This is a genomic window from Shigella sonnei (assembly GCF_002950395.1).
In the GTDB taxonomy this organism is placed as follows: Bacteria; Pseudomonadota; Gammaproteobacteria; order Enterobacterales; family Enterobacteriaceae; genus ECMA0423.
Genome location: NZ_CP026802.1, coordinates 2,363,633 through 2,382,871 on the forward strand (window position 1 = coordinate 2,363,633; position 19,239 = coordinate 2,382,871).

General features: G+C 51.0%; 18 protein-coding genes and 1 pseudogene. 17 read left to right on the plus strand and 2 right to left on the minus strand.

Going from position 1 to position 19,239, the window contains the following annotated elements; translation table 11 throughout:
• The first annotated feature begins 93 nt into the window (after window positions 1-93).
• Window positions 94-1,071, plus strand: a complete 978-nt coding sequence (gene ybeQ, locus C1P89_RS12585; protein WP_000232239.1) for a Sel1 family TPR-like repeat protein YbeQ — start codon at window positions 94-96, stop codon at window positions 1,069-1,071.
• Between the two features lie 69 nt (window positions 1,072-1,140).
• Here ybeQ and C1P89_RS12590 read toward each other — a convergent pair whose 3' ends face one another.
• The gene (locus C1P89_RS12590; RefSeq protein WP_001044880.1) at window positions 1,141-1,623 is read right to left on the minus strand and encodes a zinc ribbon-containing protein; all 483 of its coding nucleotides are present in this window, start codon (window positions 1,621-1,623) and stop codon (window positions 1,141-1,143) included.
• Between the two features lie 234 nt (window positions 1,624-1,857).
• On the opposite strand from C1P89_RS12590, the gene leuS reads away from it, so the two are divergent.
• The 16 genes and pseudogenes from leuS to C1P89_RS12670 all read left to right on the plus strand — a co-directional run bounded on the left by leuS (window position 1,858) and on the right by C1P89_RS12670 (window position 18,854).
• Window positions 1,858-4,440, plus strand: coding sequence for a leucine--tRNA ligase (leuS, locus tag C1P89_RS12595; RefSeq protein ID WP_005141714.1), 2,583 nt, complete (start codon window positions 1,858-1,860; stop codon window positions 4,438-4,440).
• A gap of 14 nt (window positions 4,441-4,454) precedes the next feature.
• A complete protein-coding gene (gene lptE, locus C1P89_RS12600) occupies window positions 4,455-5,036 on the plus strand; it encodes an LPS assembly lipoprotein LptE (RefSeq protein WP_001269673.1) in 582 nt (193 codons plus the stop codon).
• Window positions 5,036-6,067, plus strand: coding sequence for a DNA polymerase III subunit delta (gene holA / locus C1P89_RS12605; protein WP_000620537.1), 1,032 nt, complete (start codon window positions 5,036-5,038; stop codon window positions 6,065-6,067). The genes lptE and holA overlap by 1 nt, the downstream gene beginning before the upstream one ends.
• A gap of 1 nt (window position 6,068) precedes the next feature.
• On the plus strand, window positions 6,069-6,710 hold the full coding sequence (nadD, locus tag C1P89_RS12610) for a nicotinate-nucleotide adenylyltransferase (protein WP_000838889.1): 642 nt from the start codon (window positions 6,069-6,071) through the stop codon (window positions 6,708-6,710).
• A gap of 23 nt (window positions 6,711-6,733) precedes the next feature.
• Window positions 6,734-7,345 (plus strand): annotated as a pseudogene (locus tag C1P89_RS12615) (adenosylcobalamin/alpha-ribazole phosphatase).
• A 259-nt stretch (window positions 7,346-7,604) separates the two neighbouring features.
• Entirely contained in the window at window positions 7,605-7,922 is a 318-nt protein-coding gene (rsfS, locus tag C1P89_RS12620; RefSeq protein ID WP_001161664.1) for a ribosome silencing factor, read from the plus strand.
• A 3-nt stretch (window positions 7,923-7,925) separates the two neighbouring features.
• Window positions 7,926-8,393: a 23S rRNA (pseudouridine(1915)-N(3))-methyltransferase RlmH gene (gene rlmH, locus C1P89_RS12625; protein ID WP_000776104.1), complete on the plus strand. Its 468-nt coding sequence runs from the start codon at window positions 7,926-7,928 to the stop codon at window positions 8,391-8,393.
• Between the two features lie 30 nt (window positions 8,394-8,423).
• A complete protein-coding gene (gene mrdA, locus C1P89_RS12630; protein ID WP_000776184.1) occupies window positions 8,424-10,325 on the plus strand; it encodes a peptidoglycan DD-transpeptidase MrdA in 1,902 nt (633 codons plus the stop codon).
• A 2-nt stretch (window positions 10,326-10,327) separates the two neighbouring features.
• On the plus strand, window positions 10,328-11,440 hold the full coding sequence (gene mrdB, locus C1P89_RS12635) for a peptidoglycan glycosyltransferase MrdB (RefSeq protein WP_000131719.1): 1,113 nt from the start codon (window positions 10,328-10,330) through the stop codon (window positions 11,438-11,440).
• Window positions 11,441-11,450: 10 nt separating this feature from the next.
• The gene (gene rlpA / locus C1P89_RS12640) at window positions 11,451-12,539 is read left to right on the plus strand and encodes an endolytic peptidoglycan transglycosylase RlpA (RefSeq protein ID WP_001231428.1); all 1,089 of its coding nucleotides are present in this window, start codon (window positions 11,451-11,453) and stop codon (window positions 12,537-12,539) included.
• A 138-nt stretch (window positions 12,540-12,677) separates the two neighbouring features.
• Window positions 12,678-13,889 (plus strand): D-alanyl-D-alanine carboxypeptidase DacA, encoded by a 1,212-nt coding sequence (gene dacA / locus C1P89_RS12645; protein ID WP_001092082.1) that lies wholly within the window; start codon window positions 12,678-12,680, stop codon window positions 13,887-13,889.
• Between the two features lie 109 nt (window positions 13,890-13,998).
• Complete coding sequence (gene ybeD, locus C1P89_RS12650; RefSeq protein ID WP_000850550.1) at window positions 13,999-14,262, plus strand: DUF493 family protein YbeD; 264 nt, start codon at window positions 13,999-14,001, stop codon at window positions 14,260-14,262.
• A 100-nt stretch (window positions 14,263-14,362) separates the two neighbouring features.
• On the plus strand, window positions 14,363-15,004 hold the full coding sequence (lipB, locus tag C1P89_RS12655; RefSeq protein ID WP_000284027.1) for a lipoyl(octanoyl) transferase LipB: 642 nt from the start codon (window positions 14,363-14,365) through the stop codon (window positions 15,002-15,004).
• A gap of 259 nt (window positions 15,005-15,263) precedes the next feature.
• Window positions 15,264-16,217: a YbeF family transcriptional regulator gene (locus C1P89_RS12660; RefSeq protein WP_000378031.1), complete on the plus strand. Its 954-nt coding sequence runs from the start codon at window positions 15,264-15,266 to the stop codon at window positions 16,215-16,217.
• A 208-nt stretch (window positions 16,218-16,425) separates the two neighbouring features.
• Window positions 16,426-17,391, plus strand: coding sequence for a lipoyl synthase (gene lipA / locus C1P89_RS12665; protein ID WP_000042632.1), 966 nt, complete (start codon window positions 16,426-16,428; stop codon window positions 17,389-17,391).
• 116 nt (window positions 17,392-17,507) lie between these two features.
• Window positions 17,508-18,854 (plus strand): IS4-like element IS4 family transposase, encoded by a 1,347-nt coding sequence (locus C1P89_RS12670; RefSeq protein WP_000483769.1) that lies wholly within the window; start codon window positions 17,508-17,510, stop codon window positions 18,852-18,854.
• 75 nt (window positions 18,855-18,929) lie between these two features.
• Here C1P89_RS12670 and tatE read toward each other — a convergent pair whose 3' ends face one another.
• Window positions 18,930-19,133 (minus strand): twin-arginine translocase subunit TatE, encoded by a 204-nt coding sequence (gene tatE / locus C1P89_RS12675; RefSeq protein WP_000503931.1) that lies wholly within the window; start codon window positions 19,131-19,133, stop codon window positions 18,930-18,932.
• Between the last annotated feature and the right edge of the window lie 106 nt (window positions 19,134-19,239).

Consider the following 19,239-nt stretch of genomic DNA (forward strand, 5'->3'; position numbering starts at 1 on the left):
TGACGCAACATAATACGCATAAAATAAGGCTTACGCAAAAATGGAACACATAAAAATATAATATGTTTTATCTACAACCATAAGGAAATGATAATGGTTTTTACGTCAAGTTGCTGCGATAATTTATCAATAGATGAGATTATCGAACGTGCTGAAAAAGGCGATTGCGAGGCTCAATATATTGTTGGGTTTTATTATAATCGCGATAGCGCAATTGACTCTCCGGACGACGAAAAGGCCTTTTACTGGCTGAAGCTGGCCGCTGAGCAAGGTCATTGTGAAGCACAGTATTCCTTAGGGCAAAAGTATACCGAGGATAAAAGCCGTCATAAAGATAATGAGCAAGCCATCTTCTGGCTGAAAAAAGCTGCCCTACAAGGCCATACTTTCGCTTCCAACGCCCTTGGCTGGACACTGGATCGTGGAGAAGCCCCCAATTATAAAGAAGCGGTTGTCTGGTATCAGATAGCCGCGGAGAGCGGAATGTCTTATGCGCAAAATAATCTTGGGTGGATGTACAGAAATGGCAACGGAGTCGCAAAAGACTATGCGCTGGCATTTTTCTGGTACAAACAAGCTGCATTACAAGGCCATAGTGACGCGCAAAACAATCTGGCCGATCTTTATGAAGACGGAAAAGGCGTTGCTCAAAACAAGACACTCGCCGCATTCTGGTATTTGAAAAGCGCACAGCAGGGTAATCGGCACGCCCAGTTTCAAATTGCATGGGATTATAACGCTGGCGAAGGGGTGGACCAGGACTATAAGCAAGCGATGTACTGGTATCTGAAGGCTGCCGCTCAGGAAAGCGTCGGCGCTTACGTCAACATCGGTTATATGTATAAACACGGACAAGGCGTTGAGAAAGATTATCAGGCTGCCTTTGAATGGTTTACGAAAGCCGCTGAATGCAATGACGCCACTGCCTGGTATAACCTGGCCATTATGTATCACTACGGAGAAGGAAGACCTGTCGATCTCCGACAGGCTCTCGACCTGTATCGTAAAGTTCAGTCATCCGGAACCAGAGATGTCAGTCAGGAAATTCGTGAGACTGAAGATTTACTGTAGAGATAAAAACAAGGGCCGGGGAATTTCATTCGGCCCATATTCTCTTTATTGCTGTGCGAAATCAGACTATTACGGCTCAAACGGGCGTCTCTGGAACTGGTCATGACCACATTTCGGGCATAGCGTCAGCACTTCCGGTGTGTAGATCGGGAGATGGAAGTGACATTTCTCGCAGACCAGATTTCCCAGCCCGACCACTTCTCCGCTGTGATAAACCCCATGATGATTGAGGTCCTGGAAAACTTCGCGCCATTCAAGCTGCGTTTTATCGGTGATATCTGCCAGCTCCTGCCATAAGCTTTCTTTAATCACCCGCATAAAGACGCTGTCAGATTCTTCTTTCAGGCTCTCTTCATAGCTCATGGCGAACTCTTCCAGGTCACGTCTTACAGCTCGCGTCAGCTCATCGACCTCGGTTCGCGTTAACTCCCCTGTTTTTATTACGCGCTCGCGCGCCTGTTCCACCAGTGCGTCGATATCACGTTCGCCATTGCGCAGGCGTTCGCTCAGTGACGCGACCAGTTCACGGTAATATTGAGCAACCTTGTTCATCGTTTCATCTCCCGGGTCGTTAACTGACTATAATAATAGACGTTCTTTGTTCCTTGCTTTGCTAATACGCCCACAAACTCTGTAAATTAATGTATGAATAATCCGGGCATCATTTCAACGTCGAGTGCGCGAAAGGCTGTTTTGACGCGGACGTTTGGGCTATGCTATGCGGATCTGAAAAACCACCTCAACGCTACATTTGTAGCCGTATTGAAAACAGGACCACTGGCTGCCATGCAAGAGCAATACCGCCCGGAAGAGATAGAATCCAAAGTACAGCTTCATTGGGATGAGAAGCGCACATTTGAAGTAACCGAAGACGAGAGCAAAGAGAAGTATTACTGCCTGTCTATGCTTCCCTATCCTTCTGGTCGACTACACATGGGCCACGTACGTAACTACACCATCGGTGACGTGATCGCCCGCTACCAGCGTATGCTGGGCAAAAACGTCCTGCAGCCGATCGGCTGGGACGCGTTTGGTCTGCCTGCGGAAGGCGCGGCGGTGAAAAACAACACCGCTCCGGCACCGTGGACGTACGACAACATCGCGTATATGAAAAACCAGCTCAAAATGCTGGGCTTTGGTTATGACTGGAGCCGCGAGCTGGCAACCTGTACGCCGGAATACTACCGTTGGGAACAGAAATTCTTCACCGAGCTGTATAAAAAAGGCCTGGTATATAAGAAGACTTCTGCGGTCAACTGGTGCCCGAACGACCAGACCGTACTGGCGAACGAACAAGTTATCGACGGCTGCTGCTGGCGCTGCGATACCAAAGTTGAACGTAAAGAGATCCCGCAGTGGTTTATCAAAATCACTGCTTACGCTGACGAGCTGCTCAACGATCTGGATAAACTGGATCACTGGCCAGACACCGTTAAAACCATGCAGCGTAACTGGATCGGTCGTTCCGAAGGCGTGGAGATCACCTTCAACGTTAACGACTATGACAACATGCTGACCGTTTACACTACCCGCCCGGACACCTTTATGGGTTGTACCTACCTGGCGGTAGCTGCGGGTCATCCGCTGGCGCAGAAAGCGGCGGAAAATAATCCTGAACTGGCGGCCTTTATTGACGAATGCCGTAACACCAAAGTTGCCGAAGCTGAAATGGCGACGATGGAGAAAAAAGGCGTCGATACTGGCTTTAAAGCTGTTCACCCATTAACGGGCGAAGAAATTCCCGTTTGGGCAGCAAACTTCGTATTGATGGAGTACGGCACGGGCGCAGTTATGGCGGTTCCGGGTCACGACCAGCGCGACTACGAGTTTGCCTCTAAATACGGCCTGAACATCAAACCAGTTATCCTGGCTGCTGACGGCTCTGAGCCAGATCTTTCTCAGCAAGCCCTGACTGAAAAAGGCGTGCTGTTCAACTCTGGCGAATTCAACGGTCTTGACCATGAAGCGGCCTTCAACGCCATCGCCGATAAACTGACTGCGATGGGCGTTGGCGAGCGTAAAGTGAACTACCGCCTGCGCGACTGGGGTGTTTCTCGTCAGCGTTACTGGGGCGCGCCGATTCCGATGGTGACGCTGGAAGACGGTACCGTAATGCCGACCCCGGACGACCAGCTGCCGGTGATCCTGCCGGAAGATGTGGTGATGGACGGCATTACCAGCCCGATTAAAGCAGATCCGGAGTGGGCAAAAACTACCGTTAACGGTATGCCAGCGCTGCGTGAAACCGACACTTTCGACACCTTTATGGAGTCCTCCTGGTACTATGCGCGCTACACTTGCCCAGAGTACAAAGAAGGTATGCTGGATTCCGAAGCGGCTAACTACTGGCTGCCGGTGGATATCTACATTGGTGGTATCGAACACGCCATTATGCACCTGCTCTACTTCCGCTTCTTCCACAAACTGATGCGTGATGCAGGCATGGTGAACTCTGACGAACCAGCGAAACAGTTGCTGTGTCAGGGTATGGTGCTGGCAGATGCCTTCTACTATGTTGGCGAAAACGGCGAACGTAACTGGGTTTCCCCGGTTGATGCTATCGTTGAACGTGACGAGAAAGGCCGTATCGTGAAAGCGAAAGATGCGGCAGGCCATGAACTGGTTTATACCGGCATGAGCAAAATGTCCAAGTCGAAGAACAACGGTATCGACCCGCAGGTGATGGTTGAACGTTACGGCGCGGACACCGTTCGTCTGTTTATGATGTTTGCTTCTCCGGCTGATATGACTCTCGAATGGCAGGAATCCGGTGTGGAAGGGGCTAACCGCTTCCTGAAACGTGTCTGGAAACTGGTTTACGAGCACACAGCAAAAGGTGATGTTGCGGCACTGAACGTTGATGCGCTGACTGAAGATCAGAAAGCGCTGCGTCGCGATGTGCATAAAACGATCGCTAAAGTGACCGATGATATCGGCCGTCGTCAGACCTTCAACACCGCAATTGCGGCGATTATGGAGCTGATGAACAAACTGGCGAAAGCACCAACCGATGGCGAGCAGGATCGCGCTCTGATGCAGGAAGCGCTGCTGGCCGTTGTCCGTATGCTTAACCCGTTCACCCCGCACATCTGCTTCACGCTGTGGCAGGAACTGAAAGGCGAAGGCGATATCGACAACGCGCCGTGGCCGGTTGCTGACGAAAAAGCGATGGTGGAAGACTCCACGCTGGTCGTGGTGCAGGTTAACGGTAAAGTCCGTGCCAAAATCACCGTTCTGGTGGACGCAACGGAAGAACAGGTTCGCGAACGTGCTGGCCAGGAACATCTGGTAGCAAAATATCTTGATGGCGTTACCGTGCGTAAAGTGATTTACGTACCAGGTAAACTCCTCAATCTGGTCGTTGGCTAAGCGCGGGAGGAAGCGTGCGATATCTGGCAACATTGTTGTTATCTCTGGCGGTGTTAATCACCGCCGGGTGTGGCTGGCATCTGCGTGATACCACGCAGGTTCCTTCCACTATGAAGGTCATGATCCTGGACTCAGGCGATCCGAACGGGCCATTAAGCCGTGCAGTGCGTAACCAGTTACGTCTGAATGGTGTCGAGTTGCTTGATAAAGAAACCACGCGTAAGGACGTTCCATCCCTGCGTTTGGGTAAAGTGAGCATCGCGAAAGATACCGCATCGGTATTCCGTAACGGTCAAACAGCAGAGTATCAGATGATCATGACGGTGAATGCGACCGTGTTGATCCCCGGCCGTGATATCTACCCGATTAGCGCCAAAGTCTTCCGTTCGTTCTTTGATAACCCGCAAATGGCGTTAGCGAAAGATAACGAACAAGACATGATCGTAAAAGAGATGTACGACCGTGCTGCCGAACAGCTGATTCGTAAGCTGCCAAGCATCCGTGCTGCGGATATTCGTTCCGACGAAGAACAGACGTCGACCACAACGGATACTCCGGCAACGCCTGCACGCGTCTCCACCACGCTGGGTAACTGATGATTCGGTTGTACCCGGAACAACTCCGCGCGCAGCTCAATGAAGGGCTGCGCGCGGCGTATCTTTTACTTGGTAACGATCCTCTGTTATTGCAGGAAAGCCAGGACGCTGTTCGTCAGGTAGCTGCGGCACAAGGATTCGAAGAACACCACACTTTTTCCATTGATCCCAACACTGACTGGAATGCGATCTTTTCGTTATGCCAGGCTATGAGTCTGTTTGCCAGTCGACAAACGCTATTGCTGTTGTTACCAGAAAACGGACCGAATGCGGCGATCAATGAACAACTTCTCACACTCACCGGACTTCTGCATGACGACCTGCTGTTGATCGTCCGCGGTAATAAATTAAGCAAAGCGCAAGAAAATGCCGCCTGGTTTACTGCTCTTGCGAATCGCAGCGTGCAGGTGACCTGTCAGACACCGGAGCAGGCTCAGCTTCCCCGCTGGGTTGCTGCGCGCGCAAAACAGCTCAACTTAGAACTGGATGACGCGGCAAATCAGGTGCTCTGCTACTGTTATGAAGGTAACCTGCTGGCGCTGGCTCAGGCACTGGAGCGTTTATCGCTGCTCTGGCCAGACGGCAAATTGACATTACCGCGCGTTGAACAGGCGGTGAATGATGCCGCGCATTTCACCCCTTTTCATTGGGTTGATGCTTTGTTGATGGGAAAAAGTAAGCGCGCATTGCATATTCTTCAGCAACTGCGTCTGGAAGGCAGCGAACCGGTTATTTTGTTGCGCACATTACAACGTGAACTGTTGTTACTGGTTAACCTGAAACGCCAGTCTGCCCATACGCCACTGCGTGCGTTGTTTGATAAGCATCGGGTATGGCAGAACCGCCGGGGCATGATGGGCGAGGCGTTAAATCGCTTAAGTCAGACGCAGTTACGTCAGGCCGTGCAACTCCTGACACGAACGGAACTCACCCTCAAACAAGATTACGGTCAGTCAGTGTGGGCAGAGCTGAAAGGGTTATCTCTTCTGTTGTGCCATAAACCCCTGGCGGACGTATTTATCGACGGTTGATATGAAATCTTTACAGGCTCTGTTTGGCGGCACCTTTGATCCGGTGCACTATGGTCATCTAAAACCCGTGGAAACGCTGGCGAATTTGATTGGTCTGACGCGGGTCACAATCATCCCTAATAATGTTCCTCCGCATCGTCCCCAGCCGGAAGCGAACAGCGTGCAGCGTAAACACATGCTTGAACTGGCGATTGCCGACAAGCCATTATTTACTCTTGATGAACGCGAGCTAAAGCGCAATGCCCCCTCTTACACTGCGCAAACACTGAAAGAGTGGCGGCAGGAACAAGGACCGGACGTGCCGCTGGCGTTTATTATTGGTCAGGATTCACTGCTGACCTTTCCGACCTGGTACGAATACGAAACGATACTCGACAATGCACATTTGATCGTCTGTCGGCGTCCAGGTTACCCACTTGAAATGGCGCAACCGCAATACCAGCAATGGCTGGAAGATCATTTGACACATAACCCGGAAGATCTTCACCTTCAGCCTGCCGGTAAAATTTATCTGGCTGAAACGCCGTGGTTTAACATCTCGGCGACCATCATCCGCGAACGTTTGCAAAACGGTGAATCGTGTGAGGATTTATTGCCGGAACCGGTACTGACTTACATTAACCAACAAGGCTTGTATCGCTGATACCTGTCGTTACGGAGGGCATGATGCGACTGTGGTTAATTCGTCATGGTGAAACGCAAGCGAATATCGATGGTCTTTACAGCGGTCATGCGCCCACCCCCCTGACCGCGCGCGGTATTGAGCAAGCGCAAAATCTGCATACGCTGCTACATGGTGTTTCCTTTGATCTGGTTTTATGCAGTGAACTGGAACGGGCACAGCATACCGCACGACTGGTTCTCAGTGACCGCCAGCTCCCCGTGCAAATCATCCCTGAACTCAACGAAATGTTTTTTGGCGACTGGGAGATGCGACATCATCGCGACCTCATGCAAGAAGATGCCGAAAACTATAGCGCGTGGTGCAATGACTGGCAGCATGCAATCCCCACGAACGGTGAAGGATTTCAGGCATTTTCGCAACGTGTGGAACGCTTTATCGCAAGGCTTAGTGAATTTCAGCACTATCAGAATATTTTAGTCGTCAGCCATCAGGGTGTACTGAGTCTGTTAATCGCCCGTTTAATTGGCATGCCTGCCGAGGCTATGTGGCATTTTCGCGTTGACTAGGGGTGTTGGAGCGCCATTGATATCAACCAAAAATTCGCGACGCTACGCGTCCTCAATAGCCGTGCCATCGGGGTCGAGAATGCATGACTTTTCTGTTTTTTTACGGGTAAGCCGCAACGACCATTGACAGACCCGGGCAGGCTGATATTCTCCGCAGCCAGACTTTTTTCGCCAGACACGACTTTGTAGAAATTGTTTTACAAAAATGGCGATGCAATCTGCGGCGCGGGGTGGGATGATAGCCCACTTTCGAAAGCCGATTCGGCGACAATTGTCCCGAAATCGCCTCTGGTTCAGGTATACTGACAGACCATTTTTATCTATTTGATTCACCCAGGGGGAAAACTTGCAGGGTAAAGCACTCCAGGATTTTGTTATCGACAAAATTGATGACCTCAAAGGTCAGGACATCATCGCCTTAGACGTTCAAGGCAAATCCAGCATCACCGACTGCATGATCATCTGTACGGGTACGTCCAGCCGTCATGTTATGTCCATTGCTGACCACGTTGTGCAGGAGTCTCGCGCAGCGGGCCTGTTACCGCTCGGCGTAGAAGGTGAAAACAGCGCCGACTGGATTGTCGTGGATTTGGGCGATGTGATTGTCCATGTCATGCAGGAAGAGAGCCGTCGCCTGTATGAACTGGAAAAACTCTGGAGTTAATGCGTGAAGCTGCAACTTGTCGCCGTGGGAACGAAAATGCCGGACTGGGTACAAACCGGTTTTACCGAGTACCTGCGTCGTTTTCCGAAAGATATGCCCTTCGAGCTGATTGAAATTCCGGCCGGAAAACGCGGCAAGAATGCGGACATCAAGCGCATACTCGACAAAGAGGGTGAGCAGATGTTGGCGGCCGCAGGCAAAAACCGCATTGTCACCCTCGATATTCCAGGCAAGCCCTGGGATACGCCGCAGTTAGCCGCTGAGCTGGAACGCTGGAAGCTGGATGGTCGCGACGTCAGTCTACTGATTGGCGGGCCTGAAGGGTTGTCGCCTGCCTGTAAAGCGGCGGCGGAGCAGAGCTGGTCGCTGTCGGCGCTTACCCTCCCCCATCCGCTGGTTCGCGTGCTGGTCGCAGAGAGTCTGTACCGGGCGTGGAGCATCACCACCAACCATCCTTATCACCGTGAGTGATAAGGGAGCTTTGAGTAGAAAACGCAGCGGATGAAACTACAGAACTCTTTTCGCGACTATACGGCAGAGTCCGCGCTGTTTGTGCGCCGGGCGCTGGTCGCCTTTTTGGGGATTTTGCTGCTGACCGGCGTGCTTATCGCCAACCTGTATAATCTGCAAATTGTTCGCTTTACCGACTACCAGACTCGCTCTAATGAAAACCGCATTAAGCTGGTGCCTATCGCGCCCAGCCGCGGCATTATCTACGACCGTAATGGTATCCCTCTGGCCCTCAACCGCACTATCTACCAGATAGAAATGATGCCAGAGAAAGTCGATAACGTGCAGCAAACGCTGGACGCTTTGCGCAGCGTGGTTGATCTGACCGATGACGATATTGCTGCATTCCGAAAAGAGCGCGCACGTTCACACCGTTTCACCTCTATTCCGGTGAAAACTAACCTGACCGAAGTACAAGTAGCTCGCTTTGCCGTCAATCAGTACCGTTTTCCGGGTGTCGAAGTTAAAGGCTATAAACGTCGTTACTATCCTTACGGTTCGGCGTTGACCCACGTCATCGGCTATGTGTCGAAAATCAACGATAAAGACGTCGAACGCCTGAATAATGACGGCAAACTGGCCAACTATGCGGCAACGCATGATATCGGTAAGCTGGGCATTGAGCGTTACTATGAAGACGTGCTGCACGGTCAGACCGGTTATGAAGAGGTTGAAGTTAACAACCGTGGGCGTGTTATCCGCCAGTTAAAAGAAGTACCACCGCAAGCCGGACACGATATTTACCTGACGCTGGATCTCAAACTCCAGCAATATATTGAAACGCTGCTGGCGGGTAGCCGCGCAGCTGTGGTTGTCACCGATCCGCGTACAGGTGGGGTGCTGGCGCTGGTTTCCACGCCTAGTTATGACCCAAACCTGTTTGTTGACGGTATCTCCAGCAAAGATTATTCCGCCTTGTTGAACGCCCCGAATACACCGCTGGTGAACCGCGCCACACAGGGGGTTTATCCTCCCGCGTCTACAGTTAAACCCTATGTGGCGGTTTCGGCATTGAGCGCCGGGGTGATCACGCGCAATACGACGCTGTTTGACCCAGGCTGGTGGCAACTGCCAGGTTCGGAAAAACGTTATCGTGACTGGAAAAAATGGGGCCACGGGCGTCTGAATGTCACAAGATCGCTGGAAGAATCTGCGGATACCTTCTTCTATCAGGTGGCCTACGATATGGGGATCGATCGCCTCTCCGAATGGATGGGTAAATTCGGTTATGGTCATTACACCGGTATCGACCTGGCGGAAGAACGTTCCGGCAACATGCCTACCCGCGAATGGAAACAGAAACGCTTTAAAAAACCGTGGTATCAGGGTGACACCATTCCGGTTGGTATCGGTCAGGGTTACTGGACAGCGACCCCAATCCAGATGAGTAAGGCACTGATGATCCTGATTAATGACGGTATCGTGAAGGTTCCTCATTTGCTGATGAGCACCGCCGAAGACGGCAAACAGGTGCCATGGGTACAGCCGCATGAACCGCCCGTCGGCGATATTCATTCCGGTTACTGGGAGCTGGCGAAAGACGGTATGTACGGTGTTGCTAACCGCCCTAACGGTACGGCGCATAAATACTTTGCCAGCGCACCGTACAAAATTGCGGCGAAATCCGGTACCGCTCAGGTCTTCGGTCTGAAAGCGAACGAAACCTATAATGCGCACAAAATTGCCGAGCGTTTACGTGACCACAAACTGATGACCGCCTTTGCGCCATACAACAATCCGCAAGTGGCTGTCGCCATGATTCTGGAGAACGGTGGTGCGGGTCCGGCGGTTGGTACACTGATGCGCCAGATCCTCGACCACATTATGCTGGGTGATAACAACACCGATCTGCCTGCGGAAAATCCAGCGGTTGCCGCAGCGGAGGACCATTAATCATGACGGATAATCCGAATAAAAAAACATTCTGGGATAAAGTCCATCTCGATCCCACAATGCTGCTGATCTTACTGGCATTGCTGGTTTACAGCGCCCTGGTTATCTGGAGCGCCAGCGGTCAGGATATTGGCATGATGGAGCGTAAAATCGGCCAAATCGCGATGGGTCTAGTCATCATGGTGGTGATGGCGCAAATTCCTCCACGCGTTTATGAAGGCTGGGCCCCCTATCTCTATATCATCTGTATTATTTTGCTGGTGGCGGTAGATGCTTTCGGTGCCATCTCTAAAGGTGCTCAACGCTGGCTGGACCTCGGTATTGTTCGTTTTCAGCCGTCGGAAATTGCCAAAATAGCCGTACCACTGATGGTTGCGCGCTTTATCAACCGCGACGTTTGCCCGCCATCGTTGAAGAACACTGGCATCGCGCTGGTGCTGATATTTATGCCCACGCTGCTGGTGGCTGCACAGCCTGACCTGGGAACATCAATCCTCGTTGCGCTTTCCGGTCTGTTTGTACTGTTCCTCTCTGGCCTTAGCTGGCGTCTGATTGGCGTCGCAGTAGTGCTGGTGGCGGCGTTCATTCCGATTCTGTGGTTCTTCCTGATGCATGATTACCAGCGCCAGCGCGTAATGATGCTCCTAGACCCGGAATCAGACCCACTCGGCGCGGGCTATCACATTATTCAGTCTAAAATTGCTATTGGCTCCGGCGGATTACGCGGCAAAGGCTGGCTGCACGGCACTCAGTCACAGCTTGAATTTCTCCCCGAACGCCATACCGACTTTATCTTCGCGGTACTGGCGGAAGAGCTGGGATTAGTGGGCATTCTGATTCTGCTCGCTCTCTACATTCTGCTGATCATGCGCGGGCTGTGGATAGCCGCCAGAGCGCAAACCACCTTTGGTCGCGTCATGGCTGGTGGCTTAATGCTGATATTATTCGTTTATGTCTTCGTAAATATTGGTATGGTAAGCGGTATTCTGCCGGTTGTAGGGGTTCCGCTCCCACTGGTCAGTTATGGAGGATCGGCGCTAATTGTGCTGATGGCTGGGTTCGGGATTGTAATGTCAATCCACACCCACAGGAAAATGTTGTCGAAAAGCGTGTAAGAGGTGCGCAATGCGTAAGCAGTGGCTCGGGATCTGCATCGCGGCAGGAATGCTCGCGGCATGTACAAGCGATGATGGTCAGCAACAGACGGTAAGTGTACCGCAGCCTGCGGTATGTAACGGCCCCATAGTTGAAATTAGCGGGGCGGACCCGCGTTTCGAACCACTGAACGCGACGGCAAATCAGGATTACCAGCGCGACGGTAAAAGCTACAAAATCGTGCAGGATCCGTCTCGATTTAGCCAGGCGGGACTGGCGGCAATCTATGATGCCGAACCCGGCAGTAACCTGACGGCCTCTGGCGAAGCTTTCGATCCGACACAGCTGACGGCGGCCCATCCAACGCTTCCGATCCCCAGCTACGCCAGAATCACTAACCTGGCTAACGGGCGAATGATCGTGGTGCGCATTAATGATCGCGGCCCTTACGGCAACGACCGCGTTATTTCACTTTCTCGCGCGGCAGCTGACCGTCTTAACACGTCAAACAACACCAAAGTTCGTATCGATCCGATTATTGTCGCCCAGGATGGTTCGCTTTCTGGTCCTGGTATGGCTTGTACCACAGTCGCCAAACAGACTTACGCCCTGCCAGCACCTCCCGATTTAAGCGGTGGCGCGGGAACAAGTTCAGTGTCTGGCCCGCAGGGTGACATTCTTCCGGTCAGTAATTCGACGCTAAAAAGCGAAGATCCGACCGGCGCGCCGGTAACCAGTAGCGGTTTCCTCGGCGCTCCAACGACCTTAGCGCCTGGTGTACTGGAAGGCAGCGAACCGACGCCTGCGCCACAGCCCGTTGTTACAGCTCCGTCGACAACGCCTGCAACCTCGCCTGCAATGGTGACACCGCAAGCCGCCTCGCAAAGCGCCAGCGGCAACTTTATGGTGCAAGTCGGGGCCGTAAGCGATCAGGCTCGTGCGCAACAGTACCAACAGCAACTGGGACAGAAGTTCGGCGTCCCCGGTCGCGTAACTCAAAATGGCGCGGTCTGGCGGATCCAGCTTGGCCCATTCGCCAGCAAAGCCGAAGCCAGTACCTTGCAGCAACGTTTGCAAACCGAAGCCCAATTACAGTCATTTATTACTACCGCGCAGTAGCGTAAAGCAGGCATCTGATGTGTCAATTTCTGTAAATGACGTTAACAAAGTCACGCGGAAAGTCAGATGCCTGCCGGTAGTGCATTTGCTATAGTAGGGCACTTTTTTAATTCCATCACGGATGTCGTAGTTCAGACCATGAATACCATTTTTTCCGCTCGTATCATGAAGCGCCTGGCGCTCACCACGGCTCTTTGCACAGCCTTTATCTCTGCTGCACATGCCGATGACCTGAATATCAAAACTATGATCCCGGGTGTACCGCAGATCGATGCGGAGTCCTACATCCTGATTGACTATAACTCCGGCAAAGTGCTCGCCGAACAGAACGCAGATGTCCGCCGCGATCCTGCCAGCCTGACCAAAATGATGACCAGTTACGTTATCGGCCAGGCAATGAAAGCCGGTAAATTTAAAGAAACTGATTTAGTCACTATCGGCAACGACGCATGGGCCACCGGTAACCCGGTGTTTAAAGGTTCTTCGCTGATGTTCCTCAAACCGGGCATGCAGGTTCCGGTTTCTCAGCTGATCCGCGGTATTAACCTGCAATCGGGTAACGATGCTTGTGTCGCCATGGCCGATTTTGCCGCTGGTAGCCAGGACGCTTTTGTTGGCTTGATGAACAGCTACGTTAACGCACTGGGCCTGAAAAATACCCACTTCCAGACGGTACATGGTCTGGATGCTGATGGTCAGTACAGCTCCGCGCGAGATATGGCGCTGATCGGCCAGGCATTGATCCGTGACGTACCGAATGAATACTCGATCTATAAAGAAAAAGAATTTACGTTTAACGGTATTCGCCAGCTGAACCGTAACGGCCTGTTATGGGATAACAGCCTGAATGTCGACGGCATCAAAACCGGACACACTGACAAAGCAGGTTACAACCTTGTTGCTTCTGCGACTGAAGGCCAGATGCGCTTGATTTCTGCGGTGATGGGCGGACGTACTTTTAAAGGCCGTGAAGCCGAAAGTAAAAAACTGCTAACCTGGGGCTTCCGTTTCTTCGAAACCGTTAACCCACTGAAAGTAGGTAAAGAGTTCGCCTCTGAACCGGTTTGGTTTGGTGATTCTGATCGCGCTTCGTTAGGGGTTGATAAAGACGTGTACCTGACCATTCCACGTGGTCGCATGAAAGATCTGAAAGCCAGCTATGTGCTGAACAGCAGTGAATTGCATGCGCCGCTGCAAAAGAATCAGGTCGTCGGAACTATCAACTTCCAGCTTGATGGCAAAACGATCGAGCAACGCCCGCTGGTTGTGTTGCAAGAAATCCCGGAAGGTAACTTCTTCGGCAAAATCATTGATTACATTAAATTAATGTTCCATCACTGGTTTGGTTAAAAATTGAACACTTGAAAGTGTAATTTCCGTCCCCATATACTAAGCATCAGTAAAAAACTCCCGCCTTCTGGCGGGAGTTGCTATTTAATTACGTTACGCCGGAGCTGACATGAAAACCAAACTTAACGAACTGCTTGAATTCCCTACTCCTTTTACTTACAAAGTTATGGGGCAGGCGTTACCTGAGCTGGTTGATCAGGTGGTTGAAGTGGTACAGCGCCATGCGCCAGGTGACTACACCCCAACGGTAAAACCAAGCAGCAAAGGCAACTACCACTCGGTATCTATCACTATCAACGCCACTCATATCGAGCAGGTTGAAACACTGTATGAAGAACTAGGCAAAATCGATATTGTCCGCATGGTTCTGTAACTCGCTTCTCCGTTACCCGGCCCCTGGTCGGGTAACTCCCCTCTCCTCGCTGTGATATACTTTTCCCCCACTTTTACTCATTCTCCACGGAGATGCAGTTTTGTATCAGGATAAAATTCTTGTCCGCCAGCTCGGTCTTCAGCCTTACGAGCCAATCTCCCAGGCTATGCATGAATTCACCGATACCCGCGATGATAGTACCCTTGATGAAATCTGGCTGGTCGAGCACTATCCGGTATTCACCCAAGGTCAGGCAGGAAAAGCGGAGCACATTTTAATGCCGGGTGATATTCCGGTGATCCAGAGCGATCGCGGTGGGCAGGTGACTTATCACGGGCCGGGGCAACAGGTGATGTATGTGTTGCTTAACCTGAAACGCCGTAAACTCGGTGTGCGTGAACTGGTGACCTTGCTTGAGCAAACAGTGGTGAATACCCTGGCTGAACTGGGTATAGAAGCGCATCCTCGGGCTGACGCGCCTGGTGTCTATGTCGGGGAAAAGAAAATTTGCTCACTGGGTTTACGTATTCGACGCGGTTGTTCATTCCACGGTCTGGCATTAAACGTCAATATGGATCTTTCACCATTTTTACGTATTAATCCTTGTGGGTATGCCGGAATGGAAATGGCTAAAATATCACAATGGAAACCCGAAGCGACGACTAATAATATTGCACCACGTTTACTGGAAAATATTTTAGCGCTACTAAACAATCCTGACTTCGAATATATTACCGCTTAATTGCATACCTCAATGGCCCAATTTACACTGGGTCATTACTCATAATACCTGCTAATGCTTTACATCTCCTTCGCGTTTGTATACTTTCTTTATCACTTGCAGAAATGCGGTGCTACGCCTTGCTCCGTAACTCACCCCATTGATTAACCTATTGAAATAGTTGATTATGGTGAGCAAAAGCGTTCCGTTCCAATTAGACATAAGATTATTGTAATTTTTTTAAATATTATTTTTCCATGAATAAAATTGGAGTAAGTGCGTGGATAGTAATAATCAAATTGAACCCTGTTTAAGCAGAAAGTCGTCAGAAGGTAAACCACAAATATTTACAACCTTACGAAATATTGATCTTAACCTTCTGACTATTTTTGAAGCTGTATATGTACATAAAGGGATCGTTAATGCAGCGAAAGTGCTTAATCTGACCCCCTCGGCAATCAGTCAGTCTATTCAGAAACTGCGCGTTATATTCCCTGACCCATTGTTTATTCGCAAAGGCCAGGGTGTCACTCCTACCGCATTTGCGATGCATCTACATGAGTATATCAGTCAGGGCCTTGAGTCCATTCTTGGCGCGCTGGATATCGAAGGAAGCTATGATAAGCAACGAACGATAACTATTGCGACCACTCCCTCGGTCGGAGCCCTGGTCCTTCCTGTCATCTATCGGGCGATTAAAACTCACTATCCGCAGCTTTTACTGCGCAACCCGCCCATCAGCGACGCGGAAAACCAACTCAGTCAGTTTCAAACCGATCTCATCATCGATAACATGTTTTGCACCAATCGTACGGTGCAACATCATGTTCTGTTCACCGACAATATGGTGTTAATTTGCCGCGAGGGAAATCCACTACTCTCTTTAGAAGATGACAGAGAGACTATCGACAACGCTGCGCATGTACTCCTGTTACCGGAAGGGCAAAATTTCAGCGGTCTGCGGCAGAGAGTTCAAGAGATGTTTCCGGACCGGCAAATCAATTTCACCAGCTACAACATTTTGACAATCGCTGCACTGGTTGCCAACAGTGACATGTTAGCGATTATTCCCAGCCGTTTTTATAACCTGTTTAGTCGTTGCTGGCCGCTGGAAAAACTGCCTTTTCCGTCCTTAAATGAGGAGCAAATAGATTTCTCTATCCACTACAACAAATTCAGCCTGCGTGATCCCATCCTGCACGGGGTAATAGATGTTATCCGTAATGCATTTTGAAAAAGTATTGTTACAGCCAGATCACAGCGCAGAACGATAAAATGGCACAATCCAACAACAATTTTACATTTTCGCGACCGCTTTGGCTGCTTTCAGGTCCGTTTCAATGATATACTGCCAGTCGTTAATTCAAAAATAGTTGATAATTACAACAATCTATTGAATTGAAACGCTTTCCTTCGTAATTCGCAACTGGAACACGCACGCTATGAGTAAACCCATTGTGATGGAACGCGGTGTTAAATACCGCGATGCCGATAAGATGGCCCTTATCCCGGTTAAAAACGTGGCAACAGAGCGCGAAGCCCTGCTGCGCAAGCCGGAATGGATGAAAATCAAGCTTCCAGCGGACTCTACACGTATCCAGGGCATCAAAGCCGCAATGCGCAAAAATGGCCTGCATTCTGTCTGCGAGGAAGCCTCCTGCCCTAACCTGGCGGAATGCTTCAACCACGGCACAGCAACGTTTATGATCCTCGGCGCTATTTGTACCCGCCGTTGTCCGTTCTGTGATGTTGCCCACGGTCGCCCGGTAGCTCCTGATGCCAATGAACCAGTGAAACTGGCGCAGACCATTGCCGATATGGCGCTGCGTTATGTGGTTATCACCTCCGTTGACCGTGATGACCTGCGCGATGGCGGTGCCCAGCACTTTGCGGATTGCATTACTGCCATTCGGGAAAAAAGCCCGCAAATCAAAATTGAAACTCTGGTGCCGGATTTCCGTGGTCGTATGGATCGTGCTCTGGATATTCTGACTGCAACGCCACCAGATGTGTTCAACCATAACCTGGAAAACGTACCGCGTATTTACCGTCAGGTACGGCCTGGTGCAGATTACAACTGGTCGCTGAAGCTGCTGGAACGCTTTAAAGAAGCGCATCCGGAAATCCCGACCAAGTCTGGTCTGATGGTGGGACTGGGTGAAACCAATGAAGAAATTATTGAGGTAATGCGCGACCTGCGCCGTCATGGTGTGACGATGTTAACGCTGGGGCAATATTTGCAGCCAAGCCGCCATCACCTGCCGGTTCAACGTTACGTTAGCCCGGATGAGTTCGACGAAATGAAAGCCGAAGCGCTGGCGATGGGCTTTACCCATGCTGCATGCGGTCCGTTTGTCCGCTCTTCTTACCACGCCGATTTGCAGGCGAAAGGGATGGAAGTTAAGTAATCCTGTAATAATTACTTACATCTGTCTGATAAAAAACCCGCTTTTTGAAGTAATGCCGATCAGTTAAGGATCAGTTGACCGATCCAGTGGCTGTGTAAGAATCCGGAAACGCTCACTTGTTTCCGGATTTTTTTATGCACATTGGACAGGCTCTTGATCTGGTATCCCGTTACGATTCTCTGCGTAACCCACTGACTTCTCTGGGGGATTACCTCGACCCCGAACTCATCTCTCGTTGCCTTGCCGAATCAGGTACTGTAACGCTACGCAAGCGCCGTCTTCCCCTCGAAATGATGGTCTGGTGTATTGTTGGCATGGCGCTTGAGCGTAAAGAACCTCTTCACCAGATTGTGAATCGCCTGGACATCATGCTGCCGGGCAATCGCCCCTTCGTTGCCCCCAGTGCCGTTATTCAGGCCCGCCAGCGCCTGGGAAGTGAGGCTGTCCGCCGCGTGTTCACGAAAACAGCGCAGCTCTGGCATAACGCCACGCCGCATCCGCACTGGTGCGGCCTGACCCTGCTGGCCATCGATGGTGTGTTCTGGCGCACACCGGATACACCAGAGAACGATGCAGCCTTCCCCCGCCAGACACATGCCGGGAACCCGGCGCTCTACCCGCAGGTCAAAATGGTCTGCCAGATGGAACTGACCAGCCATCTGCTGACGGCTGCAGCCTTCGGCACGATGAAGAACAGCGAAAATGAGCTTGCTGAGCAACTTATAGAACAAACCGGCGATAACACTCTGACGTTAATGGATAAAGGTTATTACTCACTGGGACTGTTAAATGCCTGGAGCCTGGCGGGAGAACACCGCCACTGGATGATACCTCTCAGAAAGGGAGCGCAATATGAAGAGCTCAGAAAACTGGGTAAAGGCGATCATCTGGTGAAGCTGAAAACCAGCCCGCAGGCACGAAAAAAGTGGCCGGGACTGGGAAATGAAGTGACAGCCCGCCTGCTGACCGTGACGCGCAAAGGAAAAGTCTGCCATCTGCTGACGTCGATGACGGACGCCATGCGCTTCCCCGGAGGAGAAATGGCGGATCTGTACAGTCATCGCTGGGAAATCGAACTGGGATACAGGGAGATAAAACAGACGATGCAACTGAGCAGGCTGACGCTGAGAAGTAAAAAGCCGGAGCTTGTGGAGCAAGAGCTGTGGGGTGTCTTACTGGCTTATAATCTGGTGAGATATCAGATGATTAAAATGGCGGAACATCTGAAAGGTTACTGGCCGAATCAACTGAGTTTCTCAGAATCATGCGGAATGGTGATGAGAATGCTGATGACATTGCAGGGCGCTTCACCGGGACGTATACCGGAGCTGATGCGCGATCTTGCAAGTATGGGACAACTTGTGAAATTACCGACGAGAAGGGAAAGGGCCTTCCCGAGAGTGGTAAAGGAGAGGCCCTGGAAATACCCCACAGCCCCGAAAAAGAGCCAGTCAGTTGCTTAACTGACTGGCATTAGCTTTTTGAAGCGGTTTTTTTTGTATCGAACAAGATATTGAGGGAGCGTCCTGCTCGCCACGTCACTCTTTATGAGAGAGCTTTTCAGCCTGAAGATCAACGTCTGCGCCTTTTTTCGCCGCAGCATCGTCATCATTCATCGCCTTCTTGAACCCTTTAATGGCCGCTCCAAGGTCTCCGCCCAGCGTACGTAACTTCTTAGTCCCAAACAGCAGAACGACCAGCGCCGCAACTACCAGCAGTTTGGTAATACTAATCTCCCCCATAGATACCTTCTTGACATATAACCGGCAACAGAACGCGCCTTAAAAACCAGAGAATATTAACGGTCATTCGACGCGCGCACACAATAGCAATCTGTAACAAGGTGAA